Source organism: Caryophanon tenue (assembly GCF_001700315.1).
Classification (GTDB): domain Bacteria; phylum Bacillota; class Bacilli; order Bacillales_A; family Planococcaceae; genus Caryophanon; species Caryophanon tenue.
Genome location: NZ_MASJ01000022.1, coordinates 17,299 through 37,359, shown reverse-complemented (window position 1 = coordinate 37,359; position 20,061 = coordinate 17,299). Strand labels below are relative to the sequence as shown.

The following is a 20,061-nucleotide window of genomic DNA, read 5'->3' as shown; positions in this document are numbered from 1 at the left end:
ATAAGAATTTATTTCTTTAAGTGTGATTGAATTTCGTTCACTAATTGTTCTGCGCCTTCTGGGCTAAGGATTAATTTACCGCCAACTAAGCGGAAGTTATCATCAGACACTTCGCCAGTTACTGCACATGTCATGTTAGGCATATATTTTTTTAAGATGATTTTGTCGTCATCCACATAAATTTCTAAAGCGTCTTTTTCAGCGATGCCTAATGTACGGCGTAATTCGATCGGAATAACTACACGTCCTAGTTCGTCCACTTTACGTACAATTCCTGTTGATTTCATAAATAGTAGTCCTCCTAATATATGTTATAATATACATTTCGTCAAAATTCGACATTGTAATCTTGTCTACCAAGTATCATACCAACTAATGCCATAAACGTCAATAATTTAGTACTTATGAGAAAGGTAAACAATTTTTTTGACCTTTACAAATATTAATTTACCCTTTTTGACCATTAATTAACACAATATGTTAAAAATAGTTATAAAGTTGGTAATTAAAGTTTTTTTTGAAGCGTTACAAATTCGACAAAATGCCTAATTGTCGAATTTATTTCCTTTGTCGAACTAATTAATATACATTGCTTGTTATATTCGACATACAATAATGGTGAAAATATGTACATCTTTATTTTTTTCATGTTTAATAGAAGAAATTTCGACAAAAAAGACAGAGAAATTATGCTGAAAAGTGCATTTCAAAAGAATGTTTCATTGAAACGTAATTACGACTTCTATAGAATAGGTATTATATCGAAACAAAGGAGCGCATACAGGTGAGCGAACAAAACAATACATTTTATATTACGACACCGATTTATTATCCAAGTGGCAAATTTCATATTGGGACAGCCTACACAACAGTAGCATCAGATGCGATGGCACGTTACAAACGTTTACGTGGGTTTGATGTACGTTTCCAAACAGGTATGGATGAGCATGGACAAAAAATCCAAGAAAAATCAGCAGAAGCAGGAAAAGAGCCGAAAGTATATGTAGACGAAATTGCGGCAGCAGCGAAAGAGCTATGGCAGTTAATGGACATCTCATATGATGACTTTATTCAAACGACAGAAAAGCGTCATACAGAAACAGTTGAAAAGATTTTCAAGAAGTTTTTAGATAACGGTGATATTTATAAAGGTGAATATGAAGGCTGGTACTGTGTGCCATGTGAATCATATTTTACAGAGAAACAATTAGTAGATGGCAAGTGTCCGGATTGTGGTCGTGACGTTCAATTAGTAAAAGAAGAGTCATACTTCTTTAATATGAAGAAATACGCAGACCGCTTATTACAATACTATGAAGACCATGTTGATTTCATCGAGCCAGAATCACGTAAAAATGAAATGATTAACAACTTCATTAAGCCAGGTCTTGAAGATTTATCGGTGTCACGTACATCATTTGACTGGGGGATTCGTGTACCAGGTGATGCGAAGCACATCATTTATGTATGGGTAGACGCCTTATCAAACTATATTACGACATTAGGTTACGGTACAGATAACGATGAGTTATTTAATAAATACTGGCCAGCAGATGTACATGTTGTCGGGAAAGACATCGTGCGCTTCCATACGATTTATTGGCCAATTTTCTTAATGGCACTTGATTTACCATTACCGAAAAAAGTATTTGCACACGGCTTTATTATGATGAAAGACGGTAAAATGTCGAAATCAAAAGGCAATGTTGTGTATCCTGAAATGTTAATCGAACGTTACGGCTTAGATGCGACACGTTATTTCTTATTACGTGAGCTTCCATTTGGTTCAGACGGTGTATTCTCACCAGAATCATTCGTTGAGCGTACAAACTTCGATTTAGCAAACGATTTAGGAAACTTATTAAATCGTACGGTGTCGATGATTAATAAATACTTCGACGGCGTTATTCCATCAACAGATGTGGAAGAAACAGAATTCGACAAAGCGTTAATCGACTTTGCACAAAATGTACGTGTTAAATATGAAGAAAGTATGGAGAAAATGCAATTTAGTGTTGTATTAGCAGACTTATGGTCACTAATCTCTCGTACGAATAAATATATTGATGAAACACAACCATGGGTATTAGCAAAAGACGAAGCGGACCGTAAAAAGTTAGGTTCAGTAATGAAAAACTTAGCGGAAAGCTTACGTTATATCGCAGTAATGTTACAACCATTTATGACATCAGCACCGAAACGTATTACAGAGCAATTAGGCTTGTCAGAAGACATGCTTGCTTGGGATACATTAACAGTGTTCGGAAATACTATTGCTGACAATGTAAAAGTGGTAGAAAAAGGAACACCTATTTTCCCTCGCCTGGATAAAGAAGAGGAAGTCACATATATTCGCGAGCAAATGCAAGGTTCAGTAAAGCAGCCAGAACCAGTAGTGACAGCGGTTGAAAAAGAAGATGTACCGGAAATTTCAATTGATGATTTCATGAAAGTGGATTTACGTGTTGCAACGGTAATTGCTTGTGAGCCAGTGCCAAAAGCAGATAAATTATTAAAGCTACAAGTGGATTTAGGATACGAGCAACGTCAAGTCGTGTCGGGTATTGCGAAGTATTACACACCAGAGCAATTAATCGGTCAAAAAGTAATCGTTGTAGCGAACTTAAAGCCAGTTAAATTACGTGGTGAGCTATCGCAAGGGATGATTTTAGCAGGTTCTCATGACGATGTTTTAACATTAGCAACAGTGGATCCTAAATTAGAAAACGGCGCAAAAGTGAAGTAATTCGACGCAGCCTGCTGAAGTAATATTACTTCGCAGGCTGTTGTTAGTTTTAAGTTATATTAAGATAGTAAAATGACGCTATTAAAGTAAAGGAGAATAATGATGTTTATTGATACGCATGTGCATTTGAATGCAGACCAGTATTGGGATGAAGATTTACAAGAGGTAATCGACCGTGCGCTAGCAGCAAAAGTTGAGCGTATGGTTGTGATTGGCTTTGATGAAGTGACGATTAAACGTGCGATGCAGTTAATTGAGACGTATGATTTCATTTATGCGGTTATCGGTTGGCATCCGGTAGATGCAATTGATTGTACCGATGATTATTTAGCGTGGATTGAAGAGTTAGCGAAGCATCCGAAAGTGGTTGGAATTGGGGAGACAGGCTTAGATTACTATTGGGATAAGTCGCCAAAAGATGTGCAGCAATATTGGTTCCGTAAGCAGATTCAATTAGCGAAAAAGCTCGACTTGCCGATTATTATTCATAATCGTGAAGCAACAGGTGATGTTGTACAAATTTTAAAAGAAGAAGATGCACAAGCAGTAGGTGGCATTATGCATAGTTATAGTGGTAGTGTCGAAACAGCGCGTGAGTGTATCAATATGAACTTTATGATTAGCCTTGGCGGACCGGTAACATTTAAAAATGCGCGTCAGCCAAAAGAGGTCGCAACAGAGATTGAATTAGAGTATTTACTCATTGAAACAGACGCACCGTATTTAACGCCACACCCGTATCGTGGGAAGCGAAATGAGCCAGCGCATGTCGTCCTTGTAGCTGAGGAAATTGCACGATTAAAAGAGCTTCCAGTAGAGGAAATTGCACGTGTAACAACGGCGAATGCCTTAAAGTTTTTTAAAATTTCATAAAATCTAGAAAGCGTCTCCTACTTATGTTTGATGCGGATTAGCGCAATGTTCTTAACGACTGTCAAATACATGACAGTTGACAGTGCGAAAAGTACCCCGTATAATTCACCGAGTATTAAGGAGGCGTTTTTCATGCAAAAGGATTCCATGAAAAATCTGTTCTCTCGTTCATTGAGGAATAAACAAACGGTTGTGAGCTTATTAAGCATTGTACTGTTTGTTTCGGTTATAGGATTTGTGCTTTATGAGGGCACGAAGAAGTCTGTCGAATTACATGTCGACGGGAATATTACACAATTTACTACACATGCAAATACCGTGAGTGAAGCTTTAGCCGAGCAAGGCATCGAAGTTTCAGAACACGATTACGTAAACCCCTCACTGGACACCACAATTGCCGTTGGAACGGTAATTGATTGGGAACAGGCAAGAGAAGTATTTATTTCAGTTGACGGATTAAAGTCAAGCGTTTGGACAACTGAAAACTTAGTGAAAGATATTTTGGCACAGGCACAAATTGAAGTGACTGAGCATGATGTGGTCTCACATCGCTTAGAGGCTGAATTGGACGAAGACGGTCAAATTGACATTCAAAAAGCGTTTCAGGTAACACTGGTAGATCGAACAACATCTACACAAGTATGGTCCACTTCGACTACGGTCGCTAACTTTTTAAAACAACAAGGAGTTCAATTGGGAGAACTCGATCGTGTCGAAAGTAAGCTAGAGGAAACAATTATCCCTGGACAAGAAATCGCAGTAGTTCGCGTAGAAAAGGTTACCGATGTAGTTGAGGACTCGATTGATTTTGCGGTAGAAACCAAAAATGATGACACTCTACTAAAAGGGAAAGAAAAGATTGTACAAGAAGGTTCTAAAGGAACAGTAGCGCGTACATATGAAGTAGTGCTAGAAAACGGCAAAGAAGTATCTCGTACATTACGTACTGAAAAAATTGTCGAAGCACCAAAAACGGAAGTCGTTGCAGTTGGAACGAAAGTCGTCTTAGCTTCTGTGTCTCGTAGTGAAACGAGCGAAGCATCTGGTGAAGGGCGCGAGTTCTATGTATCTGCAACAGCGTACACAGCAAGCTGTAACGGTTGTTCAGGTACGACAGCAACAGGTATTGATTTAAAAGCTAACCCTCATTTAAAGGTTATTGCAGTAGACCCGTCTGTCATTCCACTCGGTTCAAAAGTGTGGGTGGAAGGTTACGGTTATGCAATTGCTGGTGATACGGGCGGTGCCATTAAAGGAAATAAAATTGACTTATTTATGCCACATGTTGAGCAAGCGTATGCATGGGGGCGTAAAACTGTGCGCATTAAAGTATTAGATTAAGGAAACGACGCATAGTAATGAGCCATAAGGAGGCGCGTTTGGACGACATGTTCCGAACACGCCTTTCTTCATGCGCACATAGTTATTGGACACAACGAAAAGACAGTTGTAAAATAAGTCAGAGCATCAAGTTAGAACGAGGAAAGAGGAACGACATATTGCGTATTCAAGAATTTATCGTTGTTGAAGGAAAAGATGATACGATTGCTGTTCAGCGCGCAGTCGATGCAGATACGATTGAAACGAATGGTTCGGCCATTTCAGAGGAAACATTACGTCGTATTGCACATGCACAGCAGCTGCGAGGCGTCATTGTATTTACCGACCCCGATTACCCAGGACGTCGTATTCGCGCGATAATTGAGCAGGCGGTACCTGATGTAAAGCATGCGTTTTTAGCGAAGCGTAAAGCGATTGCGAAAAATGGTAAAAAGGTAGGCATTGAACATGCGAGTGACGAAGATATTCGTGAGGCGTTAGCCAATGTTTATACGACAACGACAACGATGCTTGTCGAAGAGATTACACGTGAAGATTTAATGTATGCGAAGCTGATTGGTCATCCGAGTGCAAAGGCGCGACGTGACCGCTTAGGCGACATTTTAAATATTGGTGCCACAAATGGCAAACAGCTGCATAAGCGCTTGCAAATGTTCAAGATTACTGTTGAACAATTTGTTGAGGCGATGCACATTATTGAGCAGGAGGAACAGAATGTATAAAGATATCGCCACACCGGTGCGAACAAAAGAGATTTTAGAGAAGTACGGATTTTCATTTAAAAAGAGTTTAGGACAAAACTTTTTAATTGACCCAAATATTTTGCGCAATATCGTATCACATGCGTATTTAACAGAGAACAGTGGTGCAATTGAGGTAGGACCTGGTATTGGCGCATTAACGGAACACTTAGCACGTGGTGCGAAAAAGGTTGTGTCATTTGAAATTGACCAACGCTTATTACCGGTATTAGAAGATACACTGAGCCCATATGACAACGTAACCATTGTCCATTCAGATATTTTAAAAGCAGATGTAGAAGCGGTTATTGCTGAGAAGATGGCAGATGTAGATGACATTATGGTAGTTGCAAACTTACCATATTATGTAACGACACCGATTTTAATGAAGCTATTAAATGACCGTTTACCAATTCGTGGCTTCGTTGTCATGATGCAAAAGGAAGTAGCGGATCGTATTACAGCAAAACCAGGTACGAAGGAATACGGTTCACTATCAATTGCGATTCAATACTACTGCACAGCGGAAGTTGCCATGATTGTACCGAAAACGGTATTTATGCCACAGCCGAATGTCGATTCAGCGGTTATTCGTTTAATTCGTCATAACGAGCCACCAGTAACAGTGATTGATGAGGACTTTTTATTTGTTGTCACACGCGCTTCATTTGTACAACGCCGTAAAACAATCTTCAACAACTTACAAGCAGGACTACAAAATGGTAAAGCCAAAAAGGATGAGATTTTAGCAGCATTAGAAGCAGCAGAAATTGATCCGAAACGTCGCGGTGAAACATTATCGATTCAAGAATTTGGTCGTTTAGCAGACGCTTTACACCCACATTTCGCATGATAATCATATGATGAACAGCGGTCGGTGCATGCCTAATAAAGGCTGTAACGATCGCTTTTTTAGTACATATAGCCAAAATTTACATGCGCGTCATCGTTTTGACGATAGAATAGAAGAAAACTGCTGAAATATATGCAAAAATAATTGACAACGTATACATCCAATATTATAATATTATATTTTATTGACAAAATTAACTTTTCGTAATATACTATGTATTAGTGAGGTGTATGCGAAAATGCCAAAAACATTAGCTGACATTAAAAAGTCGTTAGATAGTCATTTGGGTGAACGTTTGCAATTAAAAGCAAATGGTGGTCGCAAGAAAACCGTCGAGTGTACAGGTGTATTATATGATACGTACCGAGCGATTTTTGTCGTAGAACTCGATCAAGACGATAACACAACAAAACGTGTCTCGTATAGCTATACAGATATTTTAACGGAAGCTGTGGAAATCACTTTTGAAGAAAAGATTATTGCAGCGAAGTAATTTGTTTTGATTTATATGATTTACATAAATTGCACTCATTGCTATTTAGCATGAGTGTTTTTTATGTTGTAGATAGTTGGAAAAAACAACTAGCTTTCTGGCGATAGATTCAACGTTTCTATGGTAAAATAGAACACATGAATAGAGGACAACGCACTATCGAGTAGTTTCCTTATTGGCAGGAGGAAGAAAACATGCTTTATGTAAAGGCACCAGCGAAAATTAACTTAACACTTGATGTATTACACAAGCGTCCAGATGGGTATCATGAAGTAGAAATGATTATGACAACGGTCGATTTAGCAGACCGTATCGGTTTAGAGTTACGAAATGACGAAGATATTGTCATTTTATCAGCAGATCGTTTCGTACCGAATGACCACCGTAATTTAGCGTATCAAGCAGCGAAAGTATTAAAGGATACGTATGGTATTTCACAAGGTGTATCAATTTCAATTGAAAAGGAAATTCCAATCGCAGCAGGATTGGCTGGTGGTAGTAGTGATGCGGCAGCGACATTACGTGGCTTAAATGAGCTATGGAATTTAAATTTAAGTTTAGACACATTAGCGGAGCTAGGAGCAAAAGTTGGTTCTGACGTATCCTTTTGCGTATATGGCGGTACGGCACTAGCGACAGGGCGCGGCGAGAAAATTCAAGAATTACCTGCACCACCTGCTTGTTGGGTTGTACTTGCGAAACCATCTATTGGCGTATCTACTGCAGAAGTATACGGCAATTTAAACGTTTCAGGCATCACACATCCAAACACACAAGGTATGATTGATGCTATTCATGCAGGTGACTTTGCGGCAATGTGTCAAAATATCGGTAATGTTTTAGAAGATGTTACATTAAACATGCATCCAGAAGTAGCCATTATTAAAGAGCAAATGAAGCGTTTTGGCGCAGATGCTGTATTAATGAGTGGCAGCGGTCCAACTGTCTTTGGATTAGTGGAACATGAAGCACGTGTGAGCCGTATTTATAATGGGTTAAAAGGGTTCTGTGATGAGGTTTACACAATTCGTCTCGTTGGTGAACGGAATCCGCTTGCTTAAAACCGTACAATTATGATAACGTACGTATAAAATATTCGTAATTTTTAGGAGAGGGTTAGTATGAAATGGAAGCGTAGTGAACGATTAGTCGATATGACGCACTATTTGCTTGAACATCCACATCAATTAATCCCGTTAACGTATTTTTCGGATCTTTATCAATCTGCAAAGTCGTCGATTAGTGAGGATTTAACGATTGTGAAGGAAACATTTGAAGAAAAAGGTATCGGGCAATTAGTAACTGTTCCTGGCGCAGCTGGTGGCGTGAAATACATACCGAACATGTCAGAGCAGGAAATCCGTTATGTCATTGATGAAATGATTGCGGAACTTAGCCAATCGGACCGTCTATTACCAGGTGGTTATTTATTTATGACCGATTTATTAGGGAACGCAGAATTGATGAATCGTGTCGGCAAAGTATTTGCAACAGCGTTTGCAGATCAGCAAATTGATGTCATTATGACCGTAGCAACGAAAGGCATTTCGATTGCACATGCAATTGCGCGTCATTTAAATGTACCGGTCGTTGTTGTGCGTCGCGATAGCAAAGTAACAGAAGGCTCAACAGTCAGCATAAATTATGTATCAGGCTCTTCAAGAAGAATTCAAACAATGGTATTATCAAAACGTAGCATGAAAAGTGGACAACGTGTTTTAATTACCGATGACTTTATGAAAGTTGGCGGTACAATGAATGGCATGAAAAATTTACTCGAGGAATTTGAATGTGACTTAGCAGGTATCGCGGTACTTGTTGAGGCGGAGCATGCAGATGAAACGCTTGTAGATGATTACTATTCACTTGTGAAGCTACATGAAGTAAACGAGAAAGACCGTACTATTGCTTTAAGTGAAGGAAACTTTTTTTCTAAGGAGAGAGACTAAATTATGAAGGCAGTTTCAACAAACAACGCACCAGCAGCAATTGGGCCATATGCTCAAGGCATTATCGTGAACAACATGTTTTATTCATCAGGTCAAATTCCACTAACAGCAGCAGGCGAGTTAGTAGATGGCGACATTACAGCACAAACGAACCAAGTATTTGAAAACTTAAAGGCTGTGTTAAAAGAAGCCGGTTCTTCATTAGACCAAGTTGTAAAAACTACGGTATTTATGAAGGATATGAACGACTTTGCAGACATGAATGAAGTGTATGCGTCTCACTTTGGTACGCATAAGCCAGCACGTTCTGCTGTAGAAGTAGCACGTTTACCAAAAGACGTGAAAGTAGAAATTGAAGTTATTGCTTTAGTAAAATAATAGTATGCTACTGCTAGGCAACATGCCTAGCAGTTTTTTTGTCGTGTAGAAGCTAAAAATATGAGGCTTTAACATGCATAAGTTGTTTCGTATTTCGAACTATAATTACCTTAAATTCCAAAATATATAAAAAATATTTAAGTATAGCAGGATAATGCTATAGGAATGCCGAACTAATACATGTACAAAACATTAAGTAGTAAGGATGGTGTCATAAATGGAGGTAACAAATATCCGTTTACGTAAAGTAGAAACAGAGGGCCGCATGCGCGCGATTGTCTCAATTACATTAGACGATGCATTCGTTGTACATGATTTACGCGTAATTGATGGTAATAATGGTTTGTTTGTCGCAATGCCAAGCAAACGTACGAAAGATGGCGAGTTCCGTGATGTAGCTCACCCAATCAACGTAGAAATGCGCGCGAAAATTCAAGATAAAATTTTAGCAGCGTATGCAGAGGCGGAAACAACAGAAGCTTCTTCGATTGAAGAGACGCTGGAGCCTGTGCTAACAGAAGTATAACAATTATACATAGGATGAAATAAAACGCGCTCTTTCAGTCAACTGAAAGAACGCGTTTTATTTGTGTACATCTGCCAATTAAACAAGCGTTACTTTGGAAAACATAACAATATGTCATCATTTGTTAAAAGTCAGACCTTTATGGTTTTTGTTCAAATAACTGAACATTCTTATATTATAAATAACGCAAAGTCATACCTCTTTAAGCGAAAGATTGCTCGACTAAGCGAAAGATTGCTTTCTTCATTTATTATGCCTAAGTAGTTTTTTCTGCGTTTTTTCATCCATAATCTATGAAATGGCGCTATTTGACCTCTACCATTGCACGTATAACAACTTGAAATATCACTACGTTTGCTTTATAGTCATAATAGAAAAAGAGCGTATTGGAGGACTTAGCATGACTAACATTTACGCAGTTATTTTGGCTGCAGGTCAAGGTACACGTATGAAGTCTAAATTATATAAAGTGCTTCACCCGGTATGCGGCAAACCAATGGTACAACATGTTGTTGATAACATTCATTCTTTAGATGTAGAGCGTATTGTTACAATTGTTGGTCACGGTGCCGAAATGGTGAAAGAGCAATTAGGCGAAAAAAGCGAATACGCATTACAAGCTGAACAGCTAGGTACTGCGCATGCGGTACAACAAGCTGAAAGCGCTTTAGGTAACTTAGAAGGAACGACGCTTGTTATTTGTGGAGATACACCATTAATTCGTCCTGAAACGATGCAAGCATTATTAGCTCATCACAATGAGTTAAATGCGAAAGCAACAATTTTAACAGCTGTTGCTGAAAATCCAACAGGCTATGGTCGTATTATTCGCGATGAAGCGGGTCAAGTCGCGCAAATCGTTGAGCAAAAAGACGCAACTGAAGAGCAAAAGCTTGTCACTGAAATTAATACAGGTACGTATTGTTTTGATAATAAAGCATTATTTGAAACATTAAAGCTTGTTGGAAATGACAATGCACAAGGTGAATACTATTTACCGGATGTTATTGAAATTTTACAAAAGCAAGGTGAAGTCGTTACAGCACATGTAACACCTGATTTTAGTGAAACACTCGGTGTCAATGACCGCGTAGCACTAGCTGAAGCAGAAACACTTATGCAAGCGCGTATCCAAGAGCTACATATGCGTAACGGTGTCACGATTTTATCACCAGGTAGCACATCAATTAGCGCAGATGCAGTAATTGGTCGTGATACAGTGTTAAAGCCAGGCGTAGTTATCGAAGGTAAAACAGTTATTGGCGAAGATTGTATCATCGGCCCAAATAGCCAAATTACTGATAGCACAATTGGCAATGCAACAACTGTGAAAAATTCTGTTGTGACAGAAAGCAAAGTTGGCGACCATACAGCAGTTGGCCCATTTGCACATTTACGTCCACAATCTGACTTAGGCAACGAAGTGAAAATTGGTAACTTTGTTGAAGTGAAGAAGAGCGTGTTAAAAGACGGTGCGAAAGTGTCACACTTAAGCTATATTGGTGATGCAAAAGTTGGTGCGAACGTTAATATTGGCTGTGGTTCAATTACAGTAAATTACGACGGGAAAAATAAATTTGAAACAGTGATTGAAGATGACGCGTTCATCGGCTGTAACTCAAACTTAGTAGCACCTGTAACTGTTGGAAAAGGTGCATTTGTTGCAGCTGGCTCAACAATTGTAAAAGATGTTCCAGAAGATGCACTTGCTATTGCTCGTGCTCGTCAAGATAACAAATTAGACTATGCAAAGAAATTAAAATAATAATTTATAATTCAGGAGGCCGTCATGCCGTATCAATATGCTGACTCAAAATTAAAACTTTTTTCATTAAACTCTAACAATCCACTTGCTCAAGAAATCGCTAAAGAAATGGGCATTGAACTTGGTAAATCTTCAGTAAAAACTTTTTCTGATGGTGAAGTACAAATTAGCATTGAAGAAAGCATCCGTGGTTGTGATGTATTTATCGTGCAATCAACTTCTGCACCGGTAAACGAACATTTAATGGAACTTTTAATTATGATTGATGCTGTTAAACGTGCGTCTGCACGCACAATCAACGTTGTAATGCCTTACTACGGGTATGCTCGTCAAGACCGTAAAGCTCGTGCTCGTGAGCCAATCACAGCAAAATTAGTTGCAAACCTTTTAGAAACAGCTGGTGCAACTCGTGTAATCGTATTAGATTTACACGCACCACAAATTCAAGGTTTCTTCGATATTTTAATCGACCACTTAGTAGCAGTACCGTTAATTGGTGACTACTTCTCTACTAAAGGCTTTAACTCAGAAGATATCGTTGTAGTATCTCCTGACCACGGTGGCGTAACTCGTGCTCGTAAATTAGCGGAGCGCTTAAAAGCACCGATCGCAATTATCGACAAACGCCGTCCGAAGCCAAACGTTGCGGAAGTAATGAACATCGTTGGTAATGTTGATGGTAAAATTTGTATCTTAATCGATGATATCATTGATACTGCAGGTACAATTACAATCGGCGCTAACGCCTTAAAAGAAGCTGGCGCAAAAGAAGTATACGCTTCTTGTTCACACCCAGTCTTATCGGGCCCAGCTATCGAGCGTATCGACAACTCTGTTATTAAAGAATTAGTGGTAACAAACACAATTCAATTATCAGAAGAGAAAAAATCACCTAAAATTGTGGAGCTTTCAGTAGCGAAATTAATGGCGGATGCAATTTCTCGCGTATACGAAAACAAATCTGTAAGTATTTTATTTGACTAATTTCTAATATAGACTGCCCTCTCAATCCATTGATTGAGAGGGCTTTTTGTGTCCGTCAATGTTTAAAAATATTAACAGTGGGTACATATATAATATGGCAAAAATAAAAAGTTCTAGACTGAAAGGGGACTATGAAGGATGAGTACAGTAATTTCAGCAACAAAGCGAGAAACTGGGAGTCGATCAATACTAACCCAATTAAGACAAGAAGGTAAGTTGCCAAGTGTCATTTATGGCTTTAACGTAAATGAAACAACACCTTTATATTTTGAATACCGTGAGATGGCACGAGAAGTGCAACGCCACGGCATTAACAATATTTTTAAAATCGATGTAGAAGGCACTACGTATAATGCGATCATTACGGATATCCAGCGTGATGCGTTAAAAGGGACGGTAAAACACTTTGACTTACTTTCTATTAATATGAAAGAAGAATTAGAAGTGGATGTACCGATTGCAATCGTTGGTGATTCAGTAGGTGTACGAGAAGGTGGCGTATTAACACAGCCAAACTTAACACTGAAAATTCGTGTGAAGCCTTCAGATATTCCAGATACAATTGAAATTGATGTAACCGATTTAGGTGTAGGTGACACATTGGCGTTAGCGGATGTGCGCGACAAAATCTCATTTGATGTCTTAAATGAGGATGACTATACAGTTGCAACTGTGACACCACCAACACCACAAGCTGAAGAAACTGATGGTGATGAGGCGAACTTAACAGCCGATGATGTGGAAGCAGTAGGCGAGAAATTAGACCCTGAAAAACCAGGTCGCGAAGATTAATCTTTAGCTGTTTTGTAAAGCAGTTATCGTCTAAAATAGTATGCGAAGCACCGACGAAAAATCATGTATTTTTCGTCGGTGCTTTCTTTTTTGTGCACGGTCTTTTTATGTGATGTTTTTGGTGGATAAAACATAAAACAACCATATTGCCATCAATTTATGATAAAATAAGCTACGATTATAATAATGATAGAGGCGTGAAAAACGACAATGAAACTAATTATTGGTCTTGGCAATCCAGGGAAACCATATGAATATACACGACATAACATTGGCTTTGAAGTGATTGATGCACTTGCAAAGGAATGGAATGCACCACTAACACAGTCAAAATTTAATGGCATGTATGCGACCGTGCACCGTCCAGAAGGAAAAGTCATTTTACTAAAACCATTAACATATATGAATTTATCTGGCGAATGTGTACGCCCGTTAATGGAGTATTTTGATATTGATGTAGAAGATATTATTGTGATTTATGATGATTTAGATTTAGAAACAGGCAAATTACGCTTGCGTCAAAAAGGTAGTGCTGGTGGACATAACGGCATTAAATCGTTAATCCAACATTTAGGTACACAGCAATTTAATCGTATTCGCGTTGGTGTGAGCCGACCACCTGCAGGCATGAAAGTATCTGATTATGTATTAGCGAAGTTTTCGAAAGAAGATGCTCCGATTGTAACAGATGCGATTCAAAAAAGTGTCGCAGCGGTTGAAACATCGTTAAAAAAATCATTCGTTGACGTGATGAATGAATTTAATTAAATAGTTCATGTAAGGAGTTGTTCATTATCGAAGCAACTCCTTTTATGCATATACGTATAGAGGATTTCAGAGAGGGGGCTTTTCATTTTACATGGAAGCTTTAACGCAACTTTTATATGATGATAAACATATTCGCTCATTTATTACATCATTGGAACAAAACGGACTTCATCATTTAGTGACAGGTTTAACCGGAGCGGCTCGTCCAGCAATGATGGAAACAGCATATACAGTGTTACAAAAACCGGTGTATGTAGTGACATCTAATTTATTACAAGCACAACGATTAGTCGAAGATTTTCAAGCGCTAATTGGACAACAACATGTTTATTACTATCCAGCTGATGAATTTATCGCTGCTGACATGACAATGTCAAGTCCAGAGTTAAGAGCACAACGTATTGTGACACTAGATGCGTTAGCTCATCAAAAGGTAGGGATTTATGTGCTACCAGTAGCGGGGATGCGTAAACCGCTAATGCCAGCTACAGTATGGAAAGAATATGTACTGACCACTTCAGTCGGACGGGACATCGATTTAGTGTACTGGACCGAACAGCTATTAGTAATGGGCTATACACGCGTTGAAATGGTAACATCTCCAGGCGAATTTAGCATACGCGGAGGCATTGTTGATATTTATCCACCATATGAAGACAATCCACTTCGTATTGAACTATTTGATACAGAAGTGGATTCTATTCGTACGTTTTCTGCAGAAGACCAGCGTTCAATTGAAAAGGTAGCAGATGTACGCATTTTGCCAGCGGTGGAATTTATTTTTACGGCGGAACAAAAGGCGGCGCTTGCGAATCGTTTAGAAGACGCGCTCGCAAAGAGTGTTAAAAAAGTAAAAACGGCGGATACACAGCAAGCGCTCACGACAAATATTACGTATGAAATTGAACAGCTACGTCAAAATATGATTCCGAGCTATTTAAATAAATACGGCTCTATTTTATATGATGAGGATATCTCACTCAGCGATTATTTCTCACCACATGGTATTGTGTTTATTGATGAAATTGGTCGTGTACAAGAAGTGATGGATGCGTGGGAGCGAGAAGAACAAGAATGGTTTATCTCACTTATTGAAGAAGGCAAAATGGTACATGATGTAAAGGTGAGTTTCACGTTTAAAGAGGTAATTCATCGCCTACGTCAAACGGTTGTACATTTTGCGTTATTTGCGCGTCAATTCCAAGGGATGACGTTCCAAAAAACAGAGAACTTTGTTTGTAAACCGATGCAGCAGTTCCAAGGACAAATTCCGCTTTTCAAACAAGAAGTGGAACGTTGGCGTGCAGAAGGCTTTACAGTACTGTTTTTAGCAGATGGGCAAGAGCGTGTCGCTAAAATGGTCGAGTTATTAGGGGACTATGATGTAACGGTTACGACGGGTATGCCAAATGGTAAAGGGCTATATGCGCTTGATTTGCCCTTAAAAGCAGGCTTCGAGCTAACGCAGCAACGTTTAGCGGTTATTACTGAGGATGAACTATTTAAGCTACCAGCGAAAAAACGCACACGTCCACAAAAAATGACGAATGCAGAACGAATTAAAAGCTATACGGAAATGAAAGTGGGCGACTATATCGTCCATGTCCAGCACGGTATTGGTAAATATATTGGCGTTGAAACGGTTGAAGTGGGCGGTATTCATCGTGATTATTTACACATTCGTTACCGCGGTGATGACAAATTATATGTGCCGATTGAACAAATCGATTTAATTCAAAAATATGTAGGGTCAGAAGAAAAAGAGCCGAAGCTACATAAGCTAGGTGGTACGGAGTGGAAGCGTACAAAAGCGAAGGTAACAAAAGCGGTACATGACATTGCGGATGATTTAATTAAGCTTTATGCGAAACGTGAAGCGGAAAAAGGCTATGCATTCTCACCAGACACTGATGACGTACGGGCATTTGAGTCAGCCTTCCCATATGAGGAAACAGAAGACCAGCTACGTACGATTCATGAAGTGAAGGCGGATATGGAGCGTGAGCGACCAATGGACCGTCTTGTATGTGGTGATGTGGGGTACGGCAAAACCGAAGTGGCTATTCGTGCAGCGTTTAAAGCGATTATGGATGGCAAGCAAGTAGCTTTCCTAGTACCGACAACGATTTTAGCGCAACAACATTTCGAAACGATGAAAGAGCGCTTTGCGGACTTCCCGATTACAGTTGGTTTATTAAGCCGCTTCCGTTCACGTAAGCAGCAAACCGAAACATTAAGAGGTTTAAAGGACGGCACCGTTGATATCGTCATTGGTACACACCGTTTATTATCCAAAGATGTAGTTTATCAAGATTTAGGTTTATTAATTGTTGATGAAGAGCAACGTTTTGGTGTTACACATAAAGAGAAAATTAAGCAGTTAAAAACAAATGTGGATGTTTTAACATTAACAGCTACACCGATTCCGCGTACATTGCATATGTCGATGGTCGGTGTACGTGATTTATCAGTAATTGAAACCCCTCCAGCGAACCGCTTCCCTGTACAAACATATGTCATGGAATATAGCGGTGCATTAATTCGTGAGGCCATTGAGCGTGAAATGTCTCGTGGTGGGCAAGTGTTTTACTTATTTAATCGCGTTGCGGAAATGGCTAGCAAAGTCGAAGAAATTAAGCAGCTTGTGCCAGAAGCGCGTGTTGGTTATGCGCACGGACGTATGACCGAGACCGAGCTAGAGGAAGTAATCTTGTTATTTTTAGAAGGGGAATATGATGTACTTGTCACAACGACCATTATTGAAACGGGCGTTGACATTCCAAACGTCAATACACTAATTGTGCATGATGCTGACAAAATGGGCTTATCACAGCTGTATCAGCTACGCGGACGTGTTGGACGTTCCAATCGTGTGGCGTATGCGTATTTCACGTACCAACGTGAAAAAGTGCTGTCGGAAGTCGCTGAGCAGCGTTTACAAGCCATTAAAGAATTTACGGAGCTTGGTTCAGGCTTTAAAATTGCGATGCGCGATTTATCGATTCGCGGAGCCGGTGATTTACTTGGTTCACAGCAACACGGCTTTATCGACTCTGTCGGCTTCGATTTATACTCACAAATGCTTGAAGAAGCAATTGAAGAACGTCAGCTAGGCGATGATTATGAAGAGAAGCAACCGATTGAGATTGTTATTCCAATGGATGCATATATTCCTGATACGTATATTCCAGATGGCTATCAAAAAATTCAAATGTATAAACGTATTAAAGGGATGGAAACGGAAGCGGATTATGTGGAAATTACCGATGAGTTAGTCGACCGCTTCGGCGATGTCCCTTCTGAAACAGTACGTTTATTACGTGTCGCACGATTAAAAGCATGGGGCTTATCGATTGGTTTACGTGCCATTAAATTAAAGCAAAAAGTGATAACGATTAATTTCACGGAGCATGCGACGAAAGCATTCGATGTTGCACAAGTGATGCAAGATACACATAAATACGGTCGCGCAGTTGGCTTTGGCATGGATGCGCCGACGAAATCATTAGTGATGACGATTGATGAAAAGCATATTCCGTCTACGCAGTTATTATTTGATGTATTAGAAGATGTGATACACATCATTTATGAAAACCGCATTGAAGTAGTTGAAGCATAATAAAAAGGCTACCAGTCGTTTGATTGGTAGCCTTTTTATGTGCGCTTTGTCATATTATTTATCTCCCCATAGCTGTTTGTTGTGTAGCTGGCTATAATGTAAGCCATTTGTATAATTCATTTGCTGTAGCAGTTCTTCTTGTTCGTGAAAGGCTTGGCGTTTCTCTAAAAAATCATGCTCTTTTGAAGAGGGATATTGCGCTTTTTGCATATCTTCGGTAAAGGACGATGATGTTTTTGGCTGGCGCTCGCTCGATGTCGGATACAAATGTAGATGCTCTAAATAGGCATACTGCATACGTTTAACAGCAGATTGTGATGGGGGAATACGTTCAACAGAAAACATAGAACTCCTCCTTTGTTGGACATATATTGTACGTATCTTTTTCCGGTTTTATAGGTGTAAAAACCTCTTTGGCATAAAATGAATCAAAGGGAATAGGTCTATAAATCTGTATCATTATTCATGAAACAATAGGCAGTCTTAAAAATAACTAAATATTGGTCATTTTCTAGTCTATGTGCTTACATATTTGTTAGCGAACATTCATCTACTGAATAGAGGGTGATATGATATACTGTTACGATGAATAAACATGAGAAAGAGGCGCAAGTATGGCGGATAGTTGGGGCATGAAAGGGTATATGAAAGGTGCTGCGTTACTGACAATCTCAGCACTAATTGTAAAAATACTTGGTGCAATGTATCGTGTGCCATTTCAAAACTTAGTAGGTGACGAAGGGTTTTATATTTACCAACAAGTGTATCCTTTTATATCAATTTTTGTGACATGGACGGCGAGTGGATTTGCCGTCGCGATTTCCAAATTATTAGCGGATGCCGATACGTTGCCGACGATACCTGCACGTGAAGCACGGCGTTTACAGCTAATGCAAATTGCTTTTTGGTATTTAGTTGGTTTATCGATGATATGCTTTATGATTTTATTTGCAGGTGCATCAACACTTGCTAACTTAATGGGCGACCCACAATTAGCACCGCTTATGCGAACGGGTTCATTTGTGGTGCTTTGTATGCCTGTGCTTGCTATTTTAAAAGGTAGCTTTCAAGCAAGAGGACGGATGGAACCAGTCGCCTATGCACAAATTGTCGAGCAAGCAGTACGTGTATCGATTATTTTAATCGGTTCATGGCTTGTGATGAAATATAGCGGTTCATTATATGATGCAGGGCAAGTCGCAACAGCGGCAACGGCAATTGGTGAATTTATTGGTGTTATTTTATTGTTATTTTTATTTAAACGTTTTGCGTTGTTCCCAAAAGTGGTCGAACAGCAGCAAAAAATACGTGTGTGGCCAGTAGTAAAAGAGTTAACATTATATAGTTTAAGTGTCAGTATGAGTGGTTTAGTGTTACTATGCTTCCAAATGGTCGACTCATTTACGGTATACAGCGCGTTATTAGAGAGTGGTTTAACGGAAACAGTCGCGAAGGAAACGAAAGGGATTTATGACCGTGGACAGCCGCTTGTACAGCTCGGTGTGGTCATTGCGAGTTCATTATCACTTGTTATTGTGCCACTCGTTGCCATCATGTCGAAAAAATCGACGGGACGGAATGCGGATAGCTTTATACAGCTCACATATCGTGCATCTATTTTATTTGGATGGGCAGCAGCATTTGGCTTAATTTTAGTGATGCCAAACGTTAATACTATGCTCTTTAAAACGGATAGCTTAACGCTTGTACTGAGCATTTTTGTCTTACAAATTATCCCGTTGTCGATTACGCTAACGTTTACAGCGATGCTACAAGGCTTTGGGAAGTTGAAAATACCAGCGCTAATTTTAGCGATAGGCTTTTTATTAAAAGTCATTGGTAACGTAACACTTGTGCCGCTTCTTGGGGTACTTGGTGCAGCAGTCGCAAGCAATATTGGCTTGTTTACGATTGCGCTTCTGCTGATTGCGTATTTAAAGCGCGTAAAGCCGATGCGTCTCGCACCGCTATCGTATTATAAAAAGCTGTTTATCGCGTCAGCTGCAATGGCGATGGCTGTTTATGGATGGAGTTCTATCGCAGAGAACATCATCTCATTCAGTGAACGTCTAGAGGGTGTATTGATTGGCGGTTCATCGATTGCGATTGGAGCATTTGTCTTTATTACAATCGTTGCAAAGTTAAAAGTGTTAGCAGATAAAGAATGGTTTGTGTTGCCATTTGGACGAAAGATGGCAAAATATCAATTATGGTTAAACCGTAAAAAGTAGGAG

Annotated in this window: 18 protein-coding genes; 16 read left to right on the top strand and 2 right to left on the bottom strand. The window is 39.4% G+C overall.

What is annotated here, in order from left to right:
• Nucleotides 1-8 precede the first annotated feature (8 nt).
• Nucleotides 9-287 carry a transition state genes transcriptional regulator AbrB gene (locus A6M13_RS10025; protein WP_066545564.1) on the bottom strand — a complete coding sequence of 93 codons (279 nt, stop codon included), beginning with the start codon at nt 285-287 and terminating at the stop codon, nt 9-11.
• Nucleotides 288-784: 497 nt separating this feature from the next.
• Here A6M13_RS10025 and metG point away from each other — a divergent pair, with 497 nt between their 5' ends.
• From metG to mfd, 15 genes are all read left to right on the top strand, one after another.
• On the top strand, nt 785-2,746 hold the full coding sequence (gene metG, locus A6M13_RS10020; RefSeq protein ID WP_066545563.1) for a methionine--tRNA ligase: 1,962 nt from the start codon (nt 785-787) through the stop codon (nt 2,744-2,746).
• 102 nt (nt 2,747-2,848) lie between these two features.
• The gene (locus tag A6M13_RS10015; protein WP_066545560.1) at nt 2,849-3,619 is read left to right on the top strand and encodes a TatD family hydrolase; all 771 of its coding nucleotides are present in this window, start codon (nt 2,849-2,851) and stop codon (nt 3,617-3,619) included.
• Nucleotides 3,620-3,751: 132 nt separating this feature from the next.
• A complete protein-coding gene (locus A6M13_RS10010; RefSeq protein WP_066545558.1) occupies nt 3,752-4,960 on the top strand; it encodes a resuscitation-promoting factor in 1,209 nt (402 codons plus the stop codon).
• Nucleotides 4,961-5,118: 158 nt separating this feature from the next.
• On the top strand, nt 5,119-5,682 hold the full coding sequence (gene rnmV, locus A6M13_RS10005; protein WP_066545554.1) for a ribonuclease M5: 564 nt from the start codon (nt 5,119-5,121) through the stop codon (nt 5,680-5,682).
• Nucleotides 5,675-6,553, top strand: coding sequence for a 16S rRNA (adenine(1518)-N(6)/adenine(1519)-N(6))-dimethyltransferase RsmA (rsmA, locus tag A6M13_RS10000; protein WP_066545551.1), 879 nt, complete (start codon nt 5,675-5,677; stop codon nt 6,551-6,553). Before rnmV ends, rsmA begins: the two co-directional genes overlap by 8 nt.
• Before the next feature lie 238 nt (nt 6,554-6,791).
• Nucleotides 6,792-7,046, top strand: a complete 255-nt coding sequence (gene veg / locus A6M13_RS09995; RefSeq protein ID WP_066545548.1) for a biofilm formation stimulator Veg — start codon at nt 6,792-6,794, stop codon at nt 7,044-7,046.
• Nucleotides 7,047-7,240: 194 nt separating this feature from the next.
• Nucleotides 7,241-8,107, top strand: coding sequence for a 4-(cytidine 5'-diphospho)-2-C-methyl-D-erythritol kinase (gene ispE / locus A6M13_RS09990; protein WP_066545542.1), 867 nt, complete (start codon nt 7,241-7,243; stop codon nt 8,105-8,107).
• 60 nt (nt 8,108-8,167) lie between these two features.
• Nucleotides 8,168-8,995 carry a pur operon repressor gene (gene purR, locus A6M13_RS09985; protein ID WP_066545539.1) on the top strand — a complete coding sequence of 276 codons (828 nt, stop codon included), beginning with the start codon at nt 8,168-8,170 and terminating at the stop codon, nt 8,993-8,995.
• Nucleotides 8,996-8,998: 3 nt separating this feature from the next.
• On the top strand, nt 8,999-9,373 hold the full coding sequence (locus tag A6M13_RS09980; RefSeq protein WP_066545532.1) for a RidA family protein: 375 nt from the start codon (nt 8,999-9,001) through the stop codon (nt 9,371-9,373).
• Nucleotides 9,374-9,590: 217 nt separating this feature from the next.
• Nucleotides 9,591-9,899, top strand: coding sequence for a septation regulator SpoVG (spoVG, locus tag A6M13_RS09975; protein ID WP_066545526.1), 309 nt, complete (start codon nt 9,591-9,593; stop codon nt 9,897-9,899).
• A gap of 400 nt (nt 9,900-10,299) precedes the next feature.
• Nucleotides 10,300-11,664 carry a bifunctional UDP-N-acetylglucosamine diphosphorylase/glucosamine-1-phosphate N-acetyltransferase GlmU gene (glmU, locus tag A6M13_RS09970; protein WP_066545525.1) on the top strand — a complete coding sequence of 455 codons (1,365 nt, stop codon included), beginning with the start codon at nt 10,300-10,302 and terminating at the stop codon, nt 11,662-11,664.
• A gap of 24 nt (nt 11,665-11,688) precedes the next feature.
• On the top strand, nt 11,689-12,648 hold the full coding sequence (locus A6M13_RS09965) for a ribose-phosphate diphosphokinase (protein ID WP_066545524.1): 960 nt from the start codon (nt 11,689-11,691) through the stop codon (nt 12,646-12,648).
• A 138-nt stretch (nt 12,649-12,786) separates the two neighbouring features.
• A complete protein-coding gene (locus A6M13_RS09960; protein ID WP_066545522.1) occupies nt 12,787-13,440 on the top strand; it encodes a 50S ribosomal protein L25/general stress protein Ctc in 654 nt (217 codons plus the stop codon).
• A gap of 210 nt (nt 13,441-13,650) precedes the next feature.
• On the top strand, nt 13,651-14,208 hold the full coding sequence (pth, locus tag A6M13_RS09955; RefSeq protein WP_066545519.1) for an aminoacyl-tRNA hydrolase: 558 nt from the start codon (nt 13,651-13,653) through the stop codon (nt 14,206-14,208).
• Nucleotides 14,209-14,299: 91 nt separating this feature from the next.
• On the top strand, nt 14,300-17,827 hold the full coding sequence (gene mfd / locus A6M13_RS09950) for a transcription-repair coupling factor (RefSeq protein ID WP_066545516.1): 3,528 nt from the start codon (nt 14,300-14,302) through the stop codon (nt 17,825-17,827).
• Nucleotides 17,828-17,881: 54 nt separating this feature from the next.
• Here mfd and A6M13_RS09945 read toward each other — a convergent pair whose 3' ends face one another.
• Complete coding sequence (locus A6M13_RS09945) at nt 17,882-18,172, bottom strand: hypothetical protein (protein ID WP_066545514.1); 291 nt, start codon at nt 18,170-18,172, stop codon at nt 17,882-17,884.
• Nucleotides 18,173-18,441: 269 nt separating this feature from the next.
• Between A6M13_RS09945 and A6M13_RS09940 the strand changes: the two genes are divergently transcribed.
• Complete coding sequence (locus A6M13_RS09940; RefSeq protein ID WP_066545512.1) at nt 18,442-20,058, top strand: putative polysaccharide biosynthesis protein; 1,617 nt, start codon at nt 18,442-18,444, stop codon at nt 20,056-20,058.
• The last annotated feature ends 3 nt before the right edge of the window (nt 20,059-20,061 follow it).

Excerpts from the sequence above, each read along its gene's own strand:
- A6M13_RS10025 (WP_066545564.1), bottom strand. The coding sequence starts at position 287 with ATGAAATCAACAGGAATTGTACGTAAAGTGGACGAACTAGGACGTGTA.
- A6M13_RS10015 (WP_066545560.1), top strand. The coding sequence starts at position 2,849 with ATGTTTATTGATACGCATGTGCATTTGAATGCAGACCAGTATTGGGAT.
- A6M13_RS10010 (WP_066545558.1), top strand. The coding sequence starts at position 3,752 with ATGCAAAAGGATTCCATGAAAAATCTGTTCTCTCGTTCATTGAGGAAT.
- rsmA (WP_066545551.1), top strand. The coding sequence starts at position 5,675 with ATGTATAAAGATATCGCCACACCGGTGCGAACAAAAGAGATTTTAGAG.
- veg (WP_066545548.1), top strand. The coding sequence starts at position 6,792 with ATGCCAAAAACATTAGCTGACATTAAAAAGTCGTTAGATAGTCATTTG.
- ispE (WP_066545542.1), top strand. The coding sequence starts at position 7,241 with ATGCTTTATGTAAAGGCACCAGCGAAAATTAACTTAACACTTGATGTA.
- purR (WP_066545539.1), top strand. The coding sequence starts at position 8,168 with ATGAAATGGAAGCGTAGTGAACGATTAGTCGATATGACGCACTATTTG.
- A6M13_RS09980 (WP_066545532.1), top strand. The coding sequence starts at position 8,999 with ATGAAGGCAGTTTCAACAAACAACGCACCAGCAGCAATTGGGCCATAT.
- spoVG (WP_066545526.1), top strand. The coding sequence starts at position 9,591 with ATGGAGGTAACAAATATCCGTTTACGTAAAGTAGAAACAGAGGGCCGC.
- glmU (WP_066545525.1), top strand. The coding sequence starts at position 10,300 with ATGACTAACATTTACGCAGTTATTTTGGCTGCAGGTCAAGGTACACGT.
- A6M13_RS09965 (WP_066545524.1), top strand. The coding sequence starts at position 11,689 with ATGCCGTATCAATATGCTGACTCAAAATTAAAACTTTTTTCATTAAAC.
- A6M13_RS09960 (WP_066545522.1), top strand. The coding sequence starts at position 12,787 with ATGAGTACAGTAATTTCAGCAACAAAGCGAGAAACTGGGAGTCGATCA.
- pth (WP_066545519.1), top strand. The coding sequence starts at position 13,651 with ATGAAACTAATTATTGGTCTTGGCAATCCAGGGAAACCATATGAATAT.
- mfd (WP_066545516.1), top strand. The coding sequence starts at position 14,300 with ATGGAAGCTTTAACGCAACTTTTATATGATGATAAACATATTCGCTCA.
- A6M13_RS09945 (WP_066545514.1), bottom strand. The coding sequence starts at position 18,172 with ATGTTTTCTGTTGAACGTATTCCCCCATCACAATCTGCTGTTAAACGT.
- A6M13_RS09940 (WP_066545512.1), top strand. The coding sequence starts at position 18,442 with ATGGCGGATAGTTGGGGCATGAAAGGGTATATGAAAGGTGCTGCGTTA.